Origin of the sequence: Phenylobacterium sp. (genome assembly GCF_046463815.1) — a bacterium.
Lineage (GTDB): Bacteria > Pseudomonadota > Alphaproteobacteria > Caulobacterales > Caulobacteraceae > Phenylobacterium.
Map to the genome: position 1 here is coordinate 46,875 of NZ_JBKBRO010000002.1, position 14,141 is coordinate 61,015.

Annotated in this window: 11 protein-coding genes; 7 read left to right on the top strand and 4 right to left on the bottom strand. The window is 71.1% G+C overall.

Going from position 1 to position 14,141, the window contains the following annotated elements; all coding sequences use genetic code 11:
• Window positions 1-3: 3 nt before the first annotated feature.
• Window positions 4-1,317 carry a PQQ-dependent sugar dehydrogenase gene (locus ACK4TT_RS01365; RefSeq protein WP_410212166.1) on the bottom strand — a complete coding sequence of 438 codons (1,314 nt, stop codon included), beginning with the start codon at window positions 1,315-1,317 and terminating at the stop codon, window positions 4-6.
• 188 nt (window positions 1,318-1,505) lie between these two features.
• On the opposite strand from ACK4TT_RS01365, the gene ACK4TT_RS01370 reads away from it, so the two are divergent.
• Together ACK4TT_RS01370 and ACK4TT_RS01375 are read left to right on the top strand one after the other, a co-directional pair.
• Window positions 1,506-2,672 (top strand): acyl-CoA dehydrogenase family protein, encoded by a 1,167-nt coding sequence (locus ACK4TT_RS01370; RefSeq protein WP_410212167.1) that lies wholly within the window; start codon window positions 1,506-1,508, stop codon window positions 2,670-2,672.
• A 1-nt stretch (window position 2,673) separates the two neighbouring features.
• Window positions 2,674-3,759, top strand: coding sequence for an acyl-CoA dehydrogenase family protein (locus ACK4TT_RS01375; RefSeq protein WP_410212168.1), 1,086 nt, complete (start codon window positions 2,674-2,676; stop codon window positions 3,757-3,759).
• 162 nt (window positions 3,760-3,921) lie between these two features.
• On the opposite strand, the gene ACK4TT_RS01380 is transcribed toward ACK4TT_RS01375, so the two are convergent.
• Both ACK4TT_RS01380 and ACK4TT_RS01385 read right to left on the bottom strand, forming a co-directional pair.
• Window positions 3,922-5,418 carry an amidase gene (locus ACK4TT_RS01380; protein WP_410212169.1) on the bottom strand — a complete coding sequence of 499 codons (1,497 nt, stop codon included), beginning with the start codon at window positions 5,416-5,418 and terminating at the stop codon, window positions 3,922-3,924.
• An 84-nt stretch (window positions 5,419-5,502) separates the two neighbouring features.
• Complete coding sequence (locus tag ACK4TT_RS01385) at window positions 5,503-5,688, bottom strand: DUF3008 family protein (protein ID WP_410212170.1); 186 nt, start codon at window positions 5,686-5,688, stop codon at window positions 5,503-5,505.
• Between the two features lie 99 nt (window positions 5,689-5,787).
• Here ACK4TT_RS01385 and ACK4TT_RS01390 point away from each other — a divergent pair, with 99 nt between their 5' ends.
• Window positions 5,788-6,591 (top strand): potassium channel family protein, encoded by an 804-nt coding sequence (locus ACK4TT_RS01390; protein WP_410212171.1) that lies wholly within the window; start codon window positions 5,788-5,790, stop codon window positions 6,589-6,591.
• Between the two features lie 67 nt (window positions 6,592-6,658).
• Window positions 6,659-7,741, top strand: coding sequence for a substrate-binding domain-containing protein (locus ACK4TT_RS01395; protein ID WP_410212172.1), 1,083 nt, complete (start codon window positions 6,659-6,661; stop codon window positions 7,739-7,741).
• 60 nt (window positions 7,742-7,801) lie between these two features.
• Here the strand turns inward: ACK4TT_RS01395 and ACK4TT_RS01400 are convergent, their stop codons facing one another.
• Window positions 7,802-8,458 (bottom strand): hypothetical protein, encoded by a 657-nt coding sequence (locus ACK4TT_RS01400; RefSeq protein ID WP_410212173.1) that lies wholly within the window; start codon window positions 8,456-8,458, stop codon window positions 7,802-7,804.
• A 134-nt stretch (window positions 8,459-8,592) separates the two neighbouring features.
• Between ACK4TT_RS01400 and ACK4TT_RS01405 the strand changes: the two genes are divergently transcribed.
• From ACK4TT_RS01405 to ACK4TT_RS01415, 3 genes are read left to right on the top strand one after another with little or no spacing between them, the layout of a single operon-like run.
• Entirely contained in the window at window positions 8,593-9,717 is a 1,125-nt protein-coding gene (locus tag ACK4TT_RS01405; RefSeq protein ID WP_410212174.1) for an endo-1,4-beta-xylanase, read from the top strand.
• An 8-nt stretch (window positions 9,718-9,725) separates the two neighbouring features.
• Entirely contained in the window at window positions 9,726-11,405 is a 1,680-nt protein-coding gene (locus ACK4TT_RS01410; protein ID WP_410212175.1) for a glycoside hydrolase family 43 protein, read from the top strand.
• The gene (locus ACK4TT_RS01415) at window positions 11,402-13,999 is read left to right on the top strand and encodes a glycosyl hydrolase 115 family protein (protein WP_410212176.1); all 2,598 of its coding nucleotides are present in this window, start codon (window positions 11,402-11,404) and stop codon (window positions 13,997-13,999) included. Before ACK4TT_RS01410 ends, ACK4TT_RS01415 begins: the two co-directional genes overlap by 4 nt.
• Window positions 14,000-14,141: the final 142 nt, after the last annotated feature.

Consider the following 14,141-nt stretch of genomic DNA (forward strand, 5'->3'; position numbering starts at 1 on the left):
TCCTCACGGTCTGGCGGGCGCGACCCGCCAGACCATCCCGCCCACGTCGTCGGCGACCAGGAGGGCGCCGCGACCGTCCACGGCCACGCCCACGGGGCGGCCCTGGATCTTCTGGTCGGCGTTGAGGAAGCCGGTCAGGAAGGCCTCGGCCGGCATTTGCGGCCGTCCCCCCGCGAAGGGCACGAACACCACGCGGTAGCCGTTGAGCGGCTTGCGGTTCCACGATCCGTGCTGGCCGATGAAGGCCCCGCCCCGGTACTTCGCCGGGAAGGCGTCGGCCTGGTAGAACGTCAGCCCCAGCGAGGCTGTGTGCGGGCCCAGGCCGTAGTCCGGCGCGATGGCCTGGGCGACGAGGTCGGGGCGTTGCGGCTTCACCCGCGCATCGACGTGCTGGCCCCAGTAGCTGTAGGGCCAGCCGTAGAAGCCGCCGTCCTTCACGCTGGTCAGGAAGTCGGGCGGCAGGTCGTTGCCGATCTCGTCCCGCTCGTTGGAGACGGTCCACATCACGCCCGTGGTCGGCTCGAAATCGATGCCGTTCGGGTTGCGGATGCCGCTGGCGAACACGCGGGCCTGCTTGGTGGCCAGGTCGTATTCCCAGATGGCCGCGCGCCCGACCTCGTTCTCCATGCCGTTCTCGCCGATGTTGGAGTTCGATCCGACGGTGGCGAACAGCTTGGCGCCGTCGGGACTGGCGACGACGTTCTTGGTCCAGTGGTGGTTGATGGGCGGGCCGGGCAGGTCGAAGACTTTGGTCCCCGGACCCGCGACCTCGGTCTGGCCGGCCTGGTAGGGATAGCTCACCACCCCGTCCGAATTGGCCACGTAGAGCGTATCGCCCACCAGCGTCATGCCGAAGGGCTGCCTGAGCCCCTGGGCGAAGGTGGTGCGGACCTCGGCCACGCCGTCGCCGTCGGCGTCGCGCAGCAGCATGATCCGGTTGGGACTGGGCTTGGCCGAGCCGACCTTCTTCATCAGCAGCTTCTGGAAGAAGCCCTTGATCCCCTGGTTGGACTTGTCGGCCTTGCTGGGTTCGGAGGCCGACAGCGCGGCCAGCACGTCGCCGTTCGGCAGCACCAGCAGCCAGCGGGGATGGTCGAGCCCCTCGGCGAAGCGGGTCACGGCGAAGCCGGGCGGCGCCTTGGGCGCGGCGCCCGCCGGCCAGCCCACCACGTCGGGAACGCCAACGGTCGGGATCAGGGACTGGCGGGGCGCGCTGAGCGGCGGGTTGGGCCCGAACCCCACGAAGGGGTCGTTCGATCCGGAGGAGCAGCCGGCGAGGGTGATCGCTGCGGCGGCGAAAAGGGCGGGACGGAGCATTCGGGATCTCCACGGCTTCATGGCCGGCGGGCGCCATACAGGTTGGCGCATATGGCGCAGGACACAACTCCTACGCTTGCGAGGACGATCCGGCGCGTCTTGCGCCGAAACCGCGCGTTGACGCCAGGGCGCCGTTGCTTAGATGCGCGAACCCGGGTGCAGTTACAGAAAATCGTCGCGGGGAACGCATGGACCTGACGCTCACGCCCGAACTGGCCGCCTTCCGGGAGGAGGTGCGCGGCTTCCTGGAGGCCCATCGTGGCGAGTACGAGGCCGGCCAGCCCAGGGACGCCCTGGCCTGGCAGCGGCTGCTGATCGAGCACGGCTACGCGGCCCGAACGATCCCGCGCGAGTATGGCGGCTTCGGCGCCGAGCCGGACATCCTCAAGGGCCGGATCATCGCCGAGGAATTCATCGCCGCCGGCGCGCCCCGGGGCATCGCCAACCAGGGCATCTCGATGCTGGTCCCGACCCTGCTGGAGGTGGGTTCGGAGGAACAGAAGACGCGTTGGATCGGTCCCACCCTGCGCGGCGAGGTGGTCTGGTGCCAGGGCTATTCCGAACCGGGCGCGGGCTCGGACCTCGCCTCGCTGCAGACCCGGGCGGTGGAGGATGGCGAGGACTTCGTCATCTCGGGTTCGAAGATCTGGACCAGCACCGCCCACCTCGCCGACATGATGTTCTGCCTGGTGCGGACCGAGCCCGACAGGCCGAAGCATGAGGGCATCAGCTACGTCCTGATCCCGATGGACACGCCCGGGATCGAGGTCCGGCCGCTGAAGACCATGACCGGTCATGCCGAGTTCAACGAGGTGTTCTTCACCGACGTGCGCGTGCCGCAGGCCAACGTCGTGGGCGGGCGGGGGCGGGGCTGGCAGGTGGCCAACACCACGCTGAAGCACGAGCGGGGGATGCTGGGCGATCCCAACGCCACCGAGGCCAGGCTCAAGGCGCTGATCGAGCTGATGAAGACCGAGGCCGTGGACGGCCAGCGGATCATCGACAACGCCGTCTTCCGCGACCGGCTGATGCAGCTCCAGGCCCGGGTCTTCGCCATGAAGTTCAACGGCCTGCGCACGATGACCGACGAAACGGCGGGGCTGGCCCGGCTGATCGTCAAGCTCCAGGGCTGCGAGCTGAACCACCAGGTGGCGGCGCTGGCCATCGACGCCCTGGGGGAGCTGGGCGTCCTCTACCACGACGGGCCGCACCTGCGGGCGCGGGGCTCGTGGCAGCGCAACTACATGTTCGACCTGGGCCTGATCATCGGCGGCGGCACGGCCCAGATCCAGAAGAACATCATCGCCGAACGCGGCCTGGGCATGCCCCGCGAGCCCAAGACAGTGGAGGCCTGACATGCGGTTCGCGCTCTCCGAAGACCAGAAGCTGCTGCAGGACAGCCTGACCAAGGCCCTGGCGGACCTCGCGCCCCTGGAGCGGGTGCGCCGCTTCGCCGACGACAACGAGCCGTCGGCCGGCGACATCTGGGCGGGGCTGGCGGATCTCGGCCTGCCGGGCCTGCTGATCGACGAGGAGCACGGCGGCCTGGGGCTGGGCCTGCTGGAGGCCGCGCTGGCGGCGGAGGCCCTGGGCCGGGCCGTGGCGCCGACGCCCTTCCTCGGCTCGGCCGTGCTGGCGCCCCTGGCGCTGAAGTTCGGCGGGTCGGCCGGGCAGCAGGCGCGCTGGCTGCCGAGGCTGGCGGCGGGCGAGGTCACGGCCGGCGTGGCCATCTCCGAGCCGATCGCCGGCGCCCGGGACGGGGCCGGGGTGGCGGCGCAGGGCGGGCGGCTGACCGGCAAGGCGCTGTTCGTTATCGGGGCCGAGGGCGCGGACCTGCTGGTGGTCGCCGACCGGACCGGTGGCCTGCACCTGGCCGAGACGGCGGAAGCCGTGGAGGCGATGAGCACCATCGACGCCACCCGCCGGCTCACCGAGATCAGCTTCCGGGACACGCCGGCCCAACCCTTGGCCGAGCCGCCGGCCGGCAAGGGCGCCCTGCATCGCCTGCGCGACGCGGCCTGGACGATGCTGGCGGCCGACACGCTGGGGGCCGGCGAGGCCATGCTGGAGAAGGCCGTGGCCTACGCCAAGGAGCGGCGCCAGTTCGGCCGGGTGATCGGCTCGTTCCAGGCGGTGAAGCACCTGTGCGCCGAGATGGCCGCCGAGCTCGAACCGGCCCGCGCGCTCGTCTGGTACGCCGCCTACGCCTTCGACCACGCGCCGGACGAGGCGCCGCTGATGGCCGCCCACGCCAAGGCCCACACCTCGGAGATCGGCCGCTTCGTGGCCCGCACGGCGACCGAGGTCCATGGCGGCATGGGCATCACCGACCTCTTGGGCCTGCACTACTGGTTCAAGCGCATCGGCCTGAACCGCCAGCTCCTGGGCGGGCCCGAGCGGGTGCGCGAGACCGCCGCCCGGCTGCAGGGCCTGGCGGCGTAGAGGCCAAGGCCGCGAAGCGGCGCCTCAGCTTGGATTGACCACGGAAAACACAGAAGGCGCGCTGTCCGCGCGCCTTGTACGGAAGGACTCGGCGCTGTCTGTGTCCTTCTGTGTTTTCTGTGGTTCCAAACTCGCTGAGCCGCCGCTTGCGCGGCGGCTCGATCAGGCGTGGACGGTCGGGAGACGCTGCGCCCAGGGCTGGGCGGCTTCGAGCTGGTAGGCGAGCTGGAAGAGCAGGGCCTCGTGGCCGACGCGGGCGGCGAACTGGGTCCCGACCGGCAGGCCGGCGTCGGTCCAGTTGAGCGGTACGCTCATGGCCGGCGCGCCCACCACGTTGTGGTAGGTCGTGTAGCCCACGTACTCGATCAGCCGCTCGACCAGCGTGTCGAAGGCCACGTTCGGCCCGACCCAGCCCAGCGGCGGCGGCGGGGCGGACAGCACGGGCGAGAGGATCACGTCGAAGCCGTTGCCGACGAACCAGGGATCGTAGGCCATGGCCGCGGCGTGCAGCCGCTCCATGGCCGCCTGGAAGGCGCCGGGCGGGGCCTTGGCGTACATCTCGGCCATGCCCAGGCTGAAGGGTTCCAGCAGCGTCGTGTCGGGCTTGCGGCCGGCGGCCTTGCCGATGGCGGCGGCGAGCTGGGCCGCGCCTGACGACCACAGCAGGAGGAAGTCGTTGATGAACTCCTGGCCCATCGGCCAGCGGGTTTCGACGACCGTGTGCCCCAGGCTCTCCATGAGCTTCGCGCTGCGCTCGGTCGCGGCGCGGACCTCGGGGGAGGGGGCCTTGCCGGCCATGCCGTCCATGACGAGGCCGACCCGCAGCTTGCGGCGCAGGGGTCCGGAGACGAGGCCCACCGGCGGATGCTGGGCGTCCGGGCCTTGGTCCTCGGTCAGCGCGAACATGGCCGCCGAATCCCGGACGCTGCGGGTCAGCACGTGGTCGACGGACAGATCGCTGATCTTGGTCTCGCCGCGGGTCCCCACCATCCGGCCGCGCGAGGGCTTGAGGCCGAAGAGGCCGCAGCAGGAGGCGGGGATGCGGATCGAGCCGCCGCCGTCGCTGGCGTGGGCGAAGGGGACGACGCCGGCCGCGACCGCCACCGCCGCGCCGCCGGACGAACCGCCGCTGGAGCGGCCCGGGTCCCAGGGATTGCGGGTGGGGCCGAAGACGTTCGGCTCGGTGGTGGGCAGGAAGCCGTACTCGGGCGTGGCCGACTTGCCGACCACGACGGCGCCCGCCCGCTCGAAGGCGTCCACCAGCGGGCCTTGGCCCTTCGCCGGAGGGAGGGGAAGCTGGGAGAACGAGCCCGACCGGGTGGGCAGGCCCCGGTAGTCGTCCAGGTCCTTGATGAGGAACGGCACGCCCGCGAATGGGCCGGCGCCGGGGCCGGTGGCGGCCCTGGCCAGGGCCCGGTCGAAGTCCGAGGCGACGAGGAAGTTCAGCTTCGGCTGGAGGGCCAGGGCCCGGTCCACCGCCGCGCCGACGGCCTGCTGCGCGGTCAGCTCGCCGCGCCGGATGGCGGCGGCGGTCTCGGTGGCGTCGGGCCACCCCTTGGGCCAGCCGGCGGCGGCCGGGGCCCTGCCTGCCGGAACCGTGGCGCAGGCGGTGAGCGCGAGCGGCGCGCCCGCGAAGGCGCGGCGAGTGAGTTGGACCATGCGATGCCCCCGTTCGTCCCCTCAAGGCCGGTCTGCGCCGGCGTCGGGGGAAGCTTGGCCCAAACGGAGGCCGGGCGCCAAGCCTCAGGACTTGGCGACGTGCTCCGGCTTACCCTTGCGCTTGGTCGAGGCCATCTTCTCCAGCTCCTTCTCGCTCATCGACATCATCGACTTCGAGGCGCCCTTGAGCTTGCTCTTGGGCGTGTCGCCCCGCTTGGCCGACAGGGCCGCGCCGGCGGCCTTCTGCTGGGCTCCGGACTTGGCAGGCATGGCTTGTCCTTTCCGCTTGGCCGCGCGAGCCTGCGCGGCGTCTCATGAACCCTTCAGGCGCGCAGGGGTTCAGGCGGAAGGGGACGGAGCGGAGGGATCTTGACGGGGGCGACACAGGCCGGCGGATCGCGGCGGCGCCTGCCCAGGCTGCGGGTGAAGCTGCGCGAGCTCTACCACGGCCGCACGCCGGCCGCGGTGCGGTTCCGGCTGGGAATCATCGGGCTCGACTTCCTGCTGATCGGCTTCTTCATCGCCGCGCCGTTCCTGCGGAAATACCCGGTCTACCTCTACGTCGACTACATGGTCGCGTTCGTGCTCGCCGTGGATATCGCGGCCCGGGCCATGGCGTTCTCGGGCTTCTGGACCTGGATTCGCAAGCCGAGCGTCTGGGTGGACCTGTTCGTGCTGGTCACGCTGCTGTTCCCGCTGTGGCTGTTCAACCTGGCCTTCCTGCGGGTGCTGAAGCTGTGGTCGCTGTTCCACGGCGACTTCTTCTGGGAGACCATCGGCCGCCGCTACGACGAGACCCGCTGGGAGGACGTGACCAAGGCCGTGGCCACCATGGTCACCTTCGTCTTCGTGGCCACGGGCTTCGTCTACACGAGCTTCGCGGGCGAGCACCCGGGCATCGCGGGCTATCTGGACGCGCTCTACTTCACCGTCATGACGCTGACGACGACCGGCTTCGGCGACATCACCTTGACCGGCGTGTGGGGCCGGCTGCTGACCATCGTCATCATGATCAGCGGGATCACGCTGTTCGTGCGCCTCGCCCAGACGCTGATCCGGCCCTACAAGGTGCGCTTCACCTGTCCGGCCTGCGGGCTGATGCGGCACGACGCCGACGCCGTGCACTGCAAGGCCTGCGGGACCCTGCTGAACATCCCGAACGACGAGCCATGATCGTCCGTCAACGAACTGTCACACAGCGGTGGTAGCGCCCAGACCAACCGACATTCGGAGCAACGCCATGCGATTCCCGACCCTCACCGCCGTCCTCGCGCTCAGCGCGGTCGCTCTGTCCGCCTGCGGACAAGGCGGCGAGCAGAAGTCCGGCCAGGCGGCCGCGCCCAAGGGCGCCGCCCAGGGCCAGGTCTGGGCCGCCGGCTCCTCGACGGTGTTCCCCTTCGCCACCCGCGTGGCCGAGACCGTCGCCCGCACCACCGGCGGCGCGCCGGCCAAGGTTGAGAGCCTGGGCACGGGCGGCGGCTTCAAGCTGTTCTGCGGCGGCGCCGGCAAGGGCTTCCCCGACGTGGCCAACGCCTCGCGGGCCATGAAGAAGTCGGAGTGGGACGCCTGCCAGGCCAACGGCGTCACCGACATCCTCGAGATCAAGATCGGCTACGACGGCATCGTCATCGCCAACGCCAAGGCGGCGCCCACGTTCAACATCACCCGCGAGCAGATCTACAAGGCGCTGGCCGCCGAGGTCCCGCAGGGTTCGGGCTTCACCACCAACACCGTCGCCAACTGGAGCAATGTGGCGCCCGGCCTGCCCAACGAGCGCATCGTGGCCTATGGCCCGCCGCCGACCTCGGGCACGCGCGACGCCTTCGTCGAATTGGCGATGGAGAAGGGCGCCGAGAAGGTCCCGGCCATGGCCGCCCTGAAGACGTCCGACGAGGACGCCTTCAAGCAACGCAGCCATGTCCTGCGCAAGGACGGCGCGTGGATCGACGCCGGCGAGAACGACAACGTCATCGTCCAGACCCTGGAAAAGACCCCGGGCGCGGTCGGCGTGTTCGGCTACTCGTTCCTGGAGAACAACCTCGACAAGGTGAAGGCCGCCAAGATCGAGGGCGTCGAGCCGACCCTGCAGAACATCTCGAACGGCAGCTATCCGCTGTCGCGCTCGCTCTACATCTACGTGAAGAAGGCCAACCTGGGCGTGACCCCGGGCCTGCGCGAATTCGTGGACGGCTTCCTGTCGGAAGCCGCCGTCGGCCGCGGCGGCTACCTGATCCAGCGCGGCCTGATCCCGCTGCACACGGAAGAACTGGCCGCCCAGCGCGAAGCCGTGAAGGCGCTGACGCCGATGACGGCGCCGAAGTAGGCGTCGCCAGAAGTCGAACGGAAAGGCCCGGCCATCCGCCGGGCCTTTCTTTTTTGGATGCTAGAAGAGCAGCTCCAGCCGGAGCGCGCCCCAGGCCAGGTGCCACCAGGCGTAGTTGGCGAGCCGCATGGCGGCCATGGCCAGGAAGCCGTATCTGCGGAAAAGCCAGAGCTGGACGAGGTTGAAGGCCAGCACGAAGGGCAGGACGAAGGCGTTCTGCGCCGTCAGGCCCTCGTCCGCGAACATGCCGCGCACCTGATAGAGCGGCTCGACCAGGGCTGCGAGCACGAGGGCCAGGCCCACCGCGCGGCCCCGCAGGACCGCCAGGATGAGCGCGAGCGGCAGGAGGTGGAAGATCGTCTCGGCCACCAGCGCCATGGCCGGATAGACGGCGAGCGCCGCCGGCAGGGGCGCGTTCAGGTCCTGCGGGAAGCGCAGCAGGATGTCGGCGACCGTGACCACGGCGGCGAAGGGGAGCGCCGTCAGGGCGCCGGTCAGGACCCCCCGTCCCGCTGGCTCGAACCCGCGGCGGCCCAGGCTCCAGAGGCAGAGACCCGCCACGAGGCCCGCGGCGAGCATGGCGGCGGCCGCAGGCGCCGGACCCAGGAAGCGGGCGAACGGGCCTTCGCCGGCGACGAGCGCGCAGACCACGGCCGCGCCCGTCCAGGCCGCGACCGGAACATAGCTTCGCCACCCGTGCTCCACCGGAGTGTCCACGGCCGAGCTTTAGACGGTTTTGCCCGGCCCCGCATTGGGAGCGCTACCATTTTCTCCTTGATTGGTCTGACCACCTTGGGCAACGTTCGGGTCGACAGCTCCGCGCCAGACGGGGCCGGGTCGCGGAGGAAGCGGTGTCTCAGGCCATATCGAGACGGCAGGCGCTGGCGCTGTCCGGTGCGGCGGCGCTCTGCGGCGCGGCTAGGCCAGCCGAGGAGTCCCTGGACGCCCTGGCGCGGAAGAAGGGCCTGAGGTTCGGGACCGCCATGCCGGCCGGCGCCCTGGCCGATGCGGGGTACAGCGGCCTGATCGCGCAGGAGTGCGGCCTGATCGTCCCCGAGAACGAGCTCAAGTGGTACGTGCTGCGGCCATCCGCCGAACGTTTCGATTTCGGCCCCGCCGACCGGCTGGCGGCCTTCGCGCGGGAGAGGGGCCTGGGGTTCCGCGGACACACCCTGCTGTGGAACCGAGACGAATACGGGGCGAAGTGGCTGCCCGCCCATGACTTCGGGTCGCGGCCCCGCGAGGCCGCCGGGCGGATGCTGCGCGACCACATCCGGACGGTGGCCGGCCGCTACGCGAACCAGATCGACTCCTGGGACGTGATCAACGAGACCGTCGACCCGGCCACCGGCGAGCTGCGCGCCACGGTGCTCGGCAAGCTGCTGGGGCCTGAGCTGATAGACATCTGCTTCCACGAAGCGAAGGCGGCCGCCCCGAAGGCCCGGCTCGTCTACAACGACTACATGAACTTCGGCGCCGAGGAGGCCACGCACCGCAAGGGCGTGCTGAAGCTGCTCGAAGGCCTGAAGGCCCGGGGCGTCCCCATCGACGCCCTGGGGATCCAGGGGCACATCGGCGGGGGCGTGGATTCCACCCCGGTGGCCCGCTTCTCCGCGGCCGACCAGCGCGACTGGCGCGCCTTCGTCGACGAGGTGCGCGGCATGGGCCTGGACCTGCTGATCACCGAGTTCGACGTCAACGACCGGGCGATGCCGGCGGACACGGCCCGCCGCGACGCCGAAGTCGCGGCGCTGGCCAAGGACTTCCTGGACCTGATGCTGGACTATCGCGAGCTGAAGCAGGTGCTCGTCTGGGGCCTGGCGGATCGCTACTCCTGGCTCCAGGGCACGGCGCCGCGCGCCGACGGCCTGCCCAAGCGCCCCACCCCCTACGACACGGACCTCAAGGCCAAGCCGCTGCGCGCGGCCATCGCCGCGGCCTTCCGCGCCGCCCCTGAACGGAGGACCTGGGCATGATCCCGCGAATGATCCCTGCCGCTTTGGTGGCCGGCCTGCTGCTGGCGGCTCCCGCCCGGGCGGCCGAGGCCCGGTTCGACTGGTTCGACTACCAGGGGCATGACCCGGCCGGAGCCTTGGCGGGCGTCGTGGCCGGGCCGGGGGAATACCGCAATCCGATCCTGACCGGCTTCCATCCCGATCCCAGCATCACGCGGGTGGGCGAGGACTACTACCTGGTCACCTCGACCTTCGCCTACTTCCCGGGCCTGCCGGTCTTCCACAGCCGCGACCTCGTGACCTGGACCCAGATCGGCAACGCCATCGACCGGCCGACGCAGCTCGACTTCTCGGGCCTCGGCCTGTCGCGCGCCGTGTTCGCGCCGGACATCACCTGGCGCGACGGGACGTTCTACATCCTGAACACCTGCGTGGACTGCGGCGAGAACTACTACCTCACGGCCAAGGACCCGGCGGGGCCGTGGTCGGACCCGGTCTGGATCAAGGACGTCGCGGGCATCGATCCGTCGTTCTTCTTCGACGACGACGGGCGGACCTATCTGCTCAACAACGGCGAGCCCGAGGGGCCGGCGCTGTACCAGGGCCACCGGGCCATCTGGATGCAGGAGTTCGACCTCAAGGCCCAGAAGCCGGTCGGGCCGCGCAAGGTGCTGGTCAACGGCGGCGTCGACCTCTCGAAGAAGCCGATCTGGATCGAAGGGCCGCACATCCTGAAGAAGGACGGCTGGTACATCCTGACCTGCGCCGAAGGCGGGACGGCCGAGGGCCATTCGCAGGTGGTCCTGCGCAGCCGCGACGTCTGGGGACCCTACGAGCCCTATGCCGGCAACCCGATCCTGACCCAGCGCGACCTGCCACGGAATCGGCCCAACCCGGTGACCTCGGCGGGCCACGCCGACCTGGTGGACACGCCGTCGGGCGAATGGTGGGCGAGCTTCCTCGCGACCCGGCCCTATGCGGGCGACTTCTACAACACCGGCCGCGAGACCTTCCTGCTGCCCGTGACCTGGAAGGACGGCTGGCCGGTGATCCTGGAGAACGGGCGGGAGATCCCGCTGACCCACGCCCGGCCGAAGTTGCCCCCGGCGCCCCCGGCCCGGATTCCGCTCAGCGGCGACTTCGCGGTCCGCGAGGACTTCGACGGCCCCGACCTCGGTCCCCACTGGATGACCCTGCGCACGCCGAAGAGCGTGTGGCGGCGGTTCGCGGGCGGGGCGCTGGCGCTGCAGGCGAGGGCCGAGCCTCTGGGGTCCAAGGGCCAGCCGTCCTATGTGGGCCGGCGCCAGCAGCACATGGACGCGACGGCCGCGACCCGGGTGGACTTCACGCCGGCGCACGACGGCGACCGCGCCGGGCTGGCGGCGCTGCAGAGCGAGGACTTCTTCTACCTGCTCAGCGTCGGCCGCGATGATGGCCGCCGGGTGGTGCGCCTGGAGCGCCGGACGGGCGAGGGCGAGCCGCCGCACGGGACGGTGGTGGCCCAGGCCCCGCTGCCCGCGAACGGGCCGGTGGACCTGCGGATCGAGGCCAGGGGCGGCCGCTACGACTTCGCCTACGCCACGCGGCCGGGCGCCTGGACGACCCTGGTCCGCGACGCCGACGGGACGATGCTGTCGACCAAGACGGCCGGCGGCTTCGTGGGCGTGACCTTCGGCCTCTACGCCTATTCGCCGGAGCCCTCCGAATGACCGGGATCACCCGCCGGACCGTGGCGCTGGCGGGGATGGCGGGCGCGGTGCTGTCGGCGAGGGCGGCCGCCGCCGAGGGCGCAGCGTCGGTCGGCTTCCGGCCCTCCCCGGGCGCCTTCCCCCTGGTCCGGGCCGGGCAGCCGGCGGCGGTGCTGGTGGAGGCCTCGGCCGATCCGGCGGTGCGCCACGCGGCCGACGGTTTCGCCGCCGACCTTCAGCGGGTGAGCGGACGCGCGCCGTCCAGGATCGCCAGTCCCGCCCAGGCGAAGGGCGAGGTGGTGATCATCGGCGAACTGGGCCGCAGCCCGGCGATCGACGGCCTGGTCGCCTCCGGCAAGCTGAGGGCCGACGACCTCACCGGCCAGTGGGAGGCCTATCGCCAGGGGGTGGTCGAGGCGCCGTTCCCGGGCGTCTCGCGCGCGCTGGTGATCGTGGGCTCGGACCGGCGGGGCGCGGTGTTCGGCGCCTACGACCTCTCGGAGAAGATCGGCGTCTCGCCCTGGCATTGGTTCGCTGACGTCCCCGTGGCGCGGCGCAGGGACGTGTTCGTGGCGGCGGGCGAGCGGCGGGACCAGCCGAAGGTCAGGTACCGGGGCTTCTTCATCAACGACGAGGCGCCGGCGCTGACCACCTGGGCCGAGAAGATGTTCGGCGGGGCCAATTCGAAGATGTACGCCCACGTCTTCGAACTGCTGCTCAGGCTGAAGGGCAACTACCTGTGGCCGGCCATGTGGCGGCCCCGGGCGTTCAACGACGACGATCCCAAGAACATGGTCCTGGCCGACGAGATGGGCGTGGTCATGGGGACCTCCCACCACGAGCCGATGACCCGGGCCCACGACGAGTGGCATCGCAATACGGAAGGGGGAGTCGCCGGCGGCCCGTGGGACTACGGCACGAACGGCGAGAACCTGCGCAGGTTCTGGCGCGGCGGGATCGAGCGGATGATGTCCAAGCCCGCCAAGGAGGGGGGCGGCCGCGGCTACGAGGCCGTGGTCACCCTGGGCATGCGCGGCGACGGCGACGAGGCCATGAGCGAGGACGCCGCCATCCCGCTGCTGGAGCGGGTCGTGGCCGACCAGCGGAAGATCATCGCCGAGGTCACCGGCCGACCGCCGGAAGAGACCCCGCAGGTGTGGGCTCTCTATAAAGAGGTGCAGGACTACTACGACCACGGGATGCGGGTCCCGGACGACGTGACCTTGCTGTTCGCGGACGACAACTGGGGCCAGATCCGGCGCCTGCCGGCCGGCGACCTCGACCGCCAGGGCGGGTACGGCGTCTACTACCACTTCGACTACGTGGGGGCGCCCCGGAACTACAAGTGGCTGAACACGAACCAGGTCGAGAAGACCTGGCAGCAGATGGACCTGGCCTGGGCGCGGGGCGCGCGCACGCTGTGGATCGTCAACGTGGGCGACATCAAGCCCATGGAGGTCCCGCTGTCGTTCTTCATGGCGCAGGCCTGGGACCCCGAGGCGATGACCGCGGAGGCGCTCGAGCGCTGGCCGGCGGATTGGGCGGGGCGGACGTTCGGGCGGCCCGAGATCGGCGAGCTGGTCACGCGCTACGCCAAGTACGCCGCGCGCCGGAAGCCCGAGCTGATCGACGCCGACAGCTTCCGGCTCGGCGAAGGCTTGGGCGACGTGCTGGACGGCGGCGAGTTCGGCGAGATGGTCGCCGAATGGGACGCGCTGGAACGCGACATGCTGCGGATGAGGGCGAGCCTGCGGCCCGACCAGCGCGACGCCTACCTCCAGATCGTGGAGCACCCCATCGCGGCCATGGCCAACCTCTACCGGCTCTACTACGCCGTCGCCTGGAACCGGCGGCTCGCCGCCCGGGGCGATGCGCGGGCCAACCTCTTCGCCGACCAGGCCGAGGCGGCGTTCGCCAGGGATGCGGCGCTGACGCAGGCCTACCACCGCGCGGCCGGCGGCAAGTGGGACGGCATGATGAGCCAGACCCACATCGGCTACACGACCTGGCAGCAGCCGGACGTCCAGGTGATGCCGGCGGTGGTCCGCGTGGACGCCAAGGGGCCTGTGAAGCCGGTGGTGTTCGCGAGCCCGCGCAAGGCCCCGGGGGGCGTCGTCGCCATCGAGGCCCCGGACTTCAGCCGCGCGGTGGACGGCGCCGGCGTCGGCTGGCGCAGAGTCGCGAACCTTGGGCGGACCAAGGGCGCCGTCGTGGCCCTGCCGCAGGGCCGTCCGGCGACGACCGAGCGCGACGGCGTGCGCGTGGAATACGACCTGACCACCGCCGCCGGCGACCTGACGGTGCACCTCTACCTGGCGCCGACCCTGGATACGACTGGGCGGTGGACCCAGCGGATCGGCGTCTCGATCGACGACCGGCCGATGCAGGTGCTGGTGGACCGGCTGCTGCCCTCGCCCACGGACACGACGCTGGAGGCCCAGCGCGACTGGGAAGAGGCGGTGAAGGACAACGCCCGCGTCCTGCGGGCCGCCTTCCCCGACGTGGCCGCCGGCCGGCACGTCCTCAAGGTCTGGCGCCTGGACGACAACATGGTGCTGCAGAAGGTCGTGGCCGCGACCGCCCCGATCCCGATCACTTACCTGGGGGCTCGGTAGCCTTCCTTTCCTGCTCGCGGGAAAGGGGGACCGTCAGCCGAGGCCGGAGGCCGAAGAGCTGATGGCGGAAAGGGAAAGCGGCGCGCACGGCGCCTGCGGCCTGCCCTTCCCACCACCCGCTCTTCAGTCGGCTTGCGCCGAC

What these genes read in the sequence shown, in the direction of transcription:
- ACK4TT_RS01365 (WP_410212166.1), bottom strand. Translation starts at nt 1,317, where the DNA reads ATGCTCCGTCCCGCCCTTTTCGCCGCCGCAGCGATCACCCTCGCCGGC.
- ACK4TT_RS01370 (WP_410212167.1), top strand. Translation starts at nt 1,506, where the DNA reads ATGGACCTGACGCTCACGCCCGAACTGGCCGCCTTCCGGGAGGAGGTG.
- ACK4TT_RS01375 (WP_410212168.1), top strand. Translation starts at nt 2,674, where the DNA reads ATGCGGTTCGCGCTCTCCGAAGACCAGAAGCTGCTGCAGGACAGCCTG.
- ACK4TT_RS01380 (WP_410212169.1), bottom strand. Translation starts at nt 5,418, where the DNA reads ATGGTCCAACTCACTCGCCGCGCCTTCGCGGGCGCGCCGCTCGCGCTC.
- ACK4TT_RS01385 (WP_410212170.1), bottom strand. Translation starts at nt 5,688, where the DNA reads ATGCCTGCCAAGTCCGGAGCCCAGCAGAAGGCCGCCGGCGCGGCCCTG.
- ACK4TT_RS01395 (WP_410212172.1), top strand. Translation starts at nt 6,659, where the DNA reads ATGCGATTCCCGACCCTCACCGCCGTCCTCGCGCTCAGCGCGGTCGCT.
- ACK4TT_RS01410 (WP_410212175.1), top strand. Translation starts at nt 9,726, where the DNA reads ATGATCCCTGCCGCTTTGGTGGCCGGCCTGCTGCTGGCGGCTCCCGCC.
- ACK4TT_RS01415 (WP_410212176.1), top strand. Translation starts at nt 11,402, where the DNA reads ATGACCGGGATCACCCGCCGGACCGTGGCGCTGGCGGGGATGGCGGGC.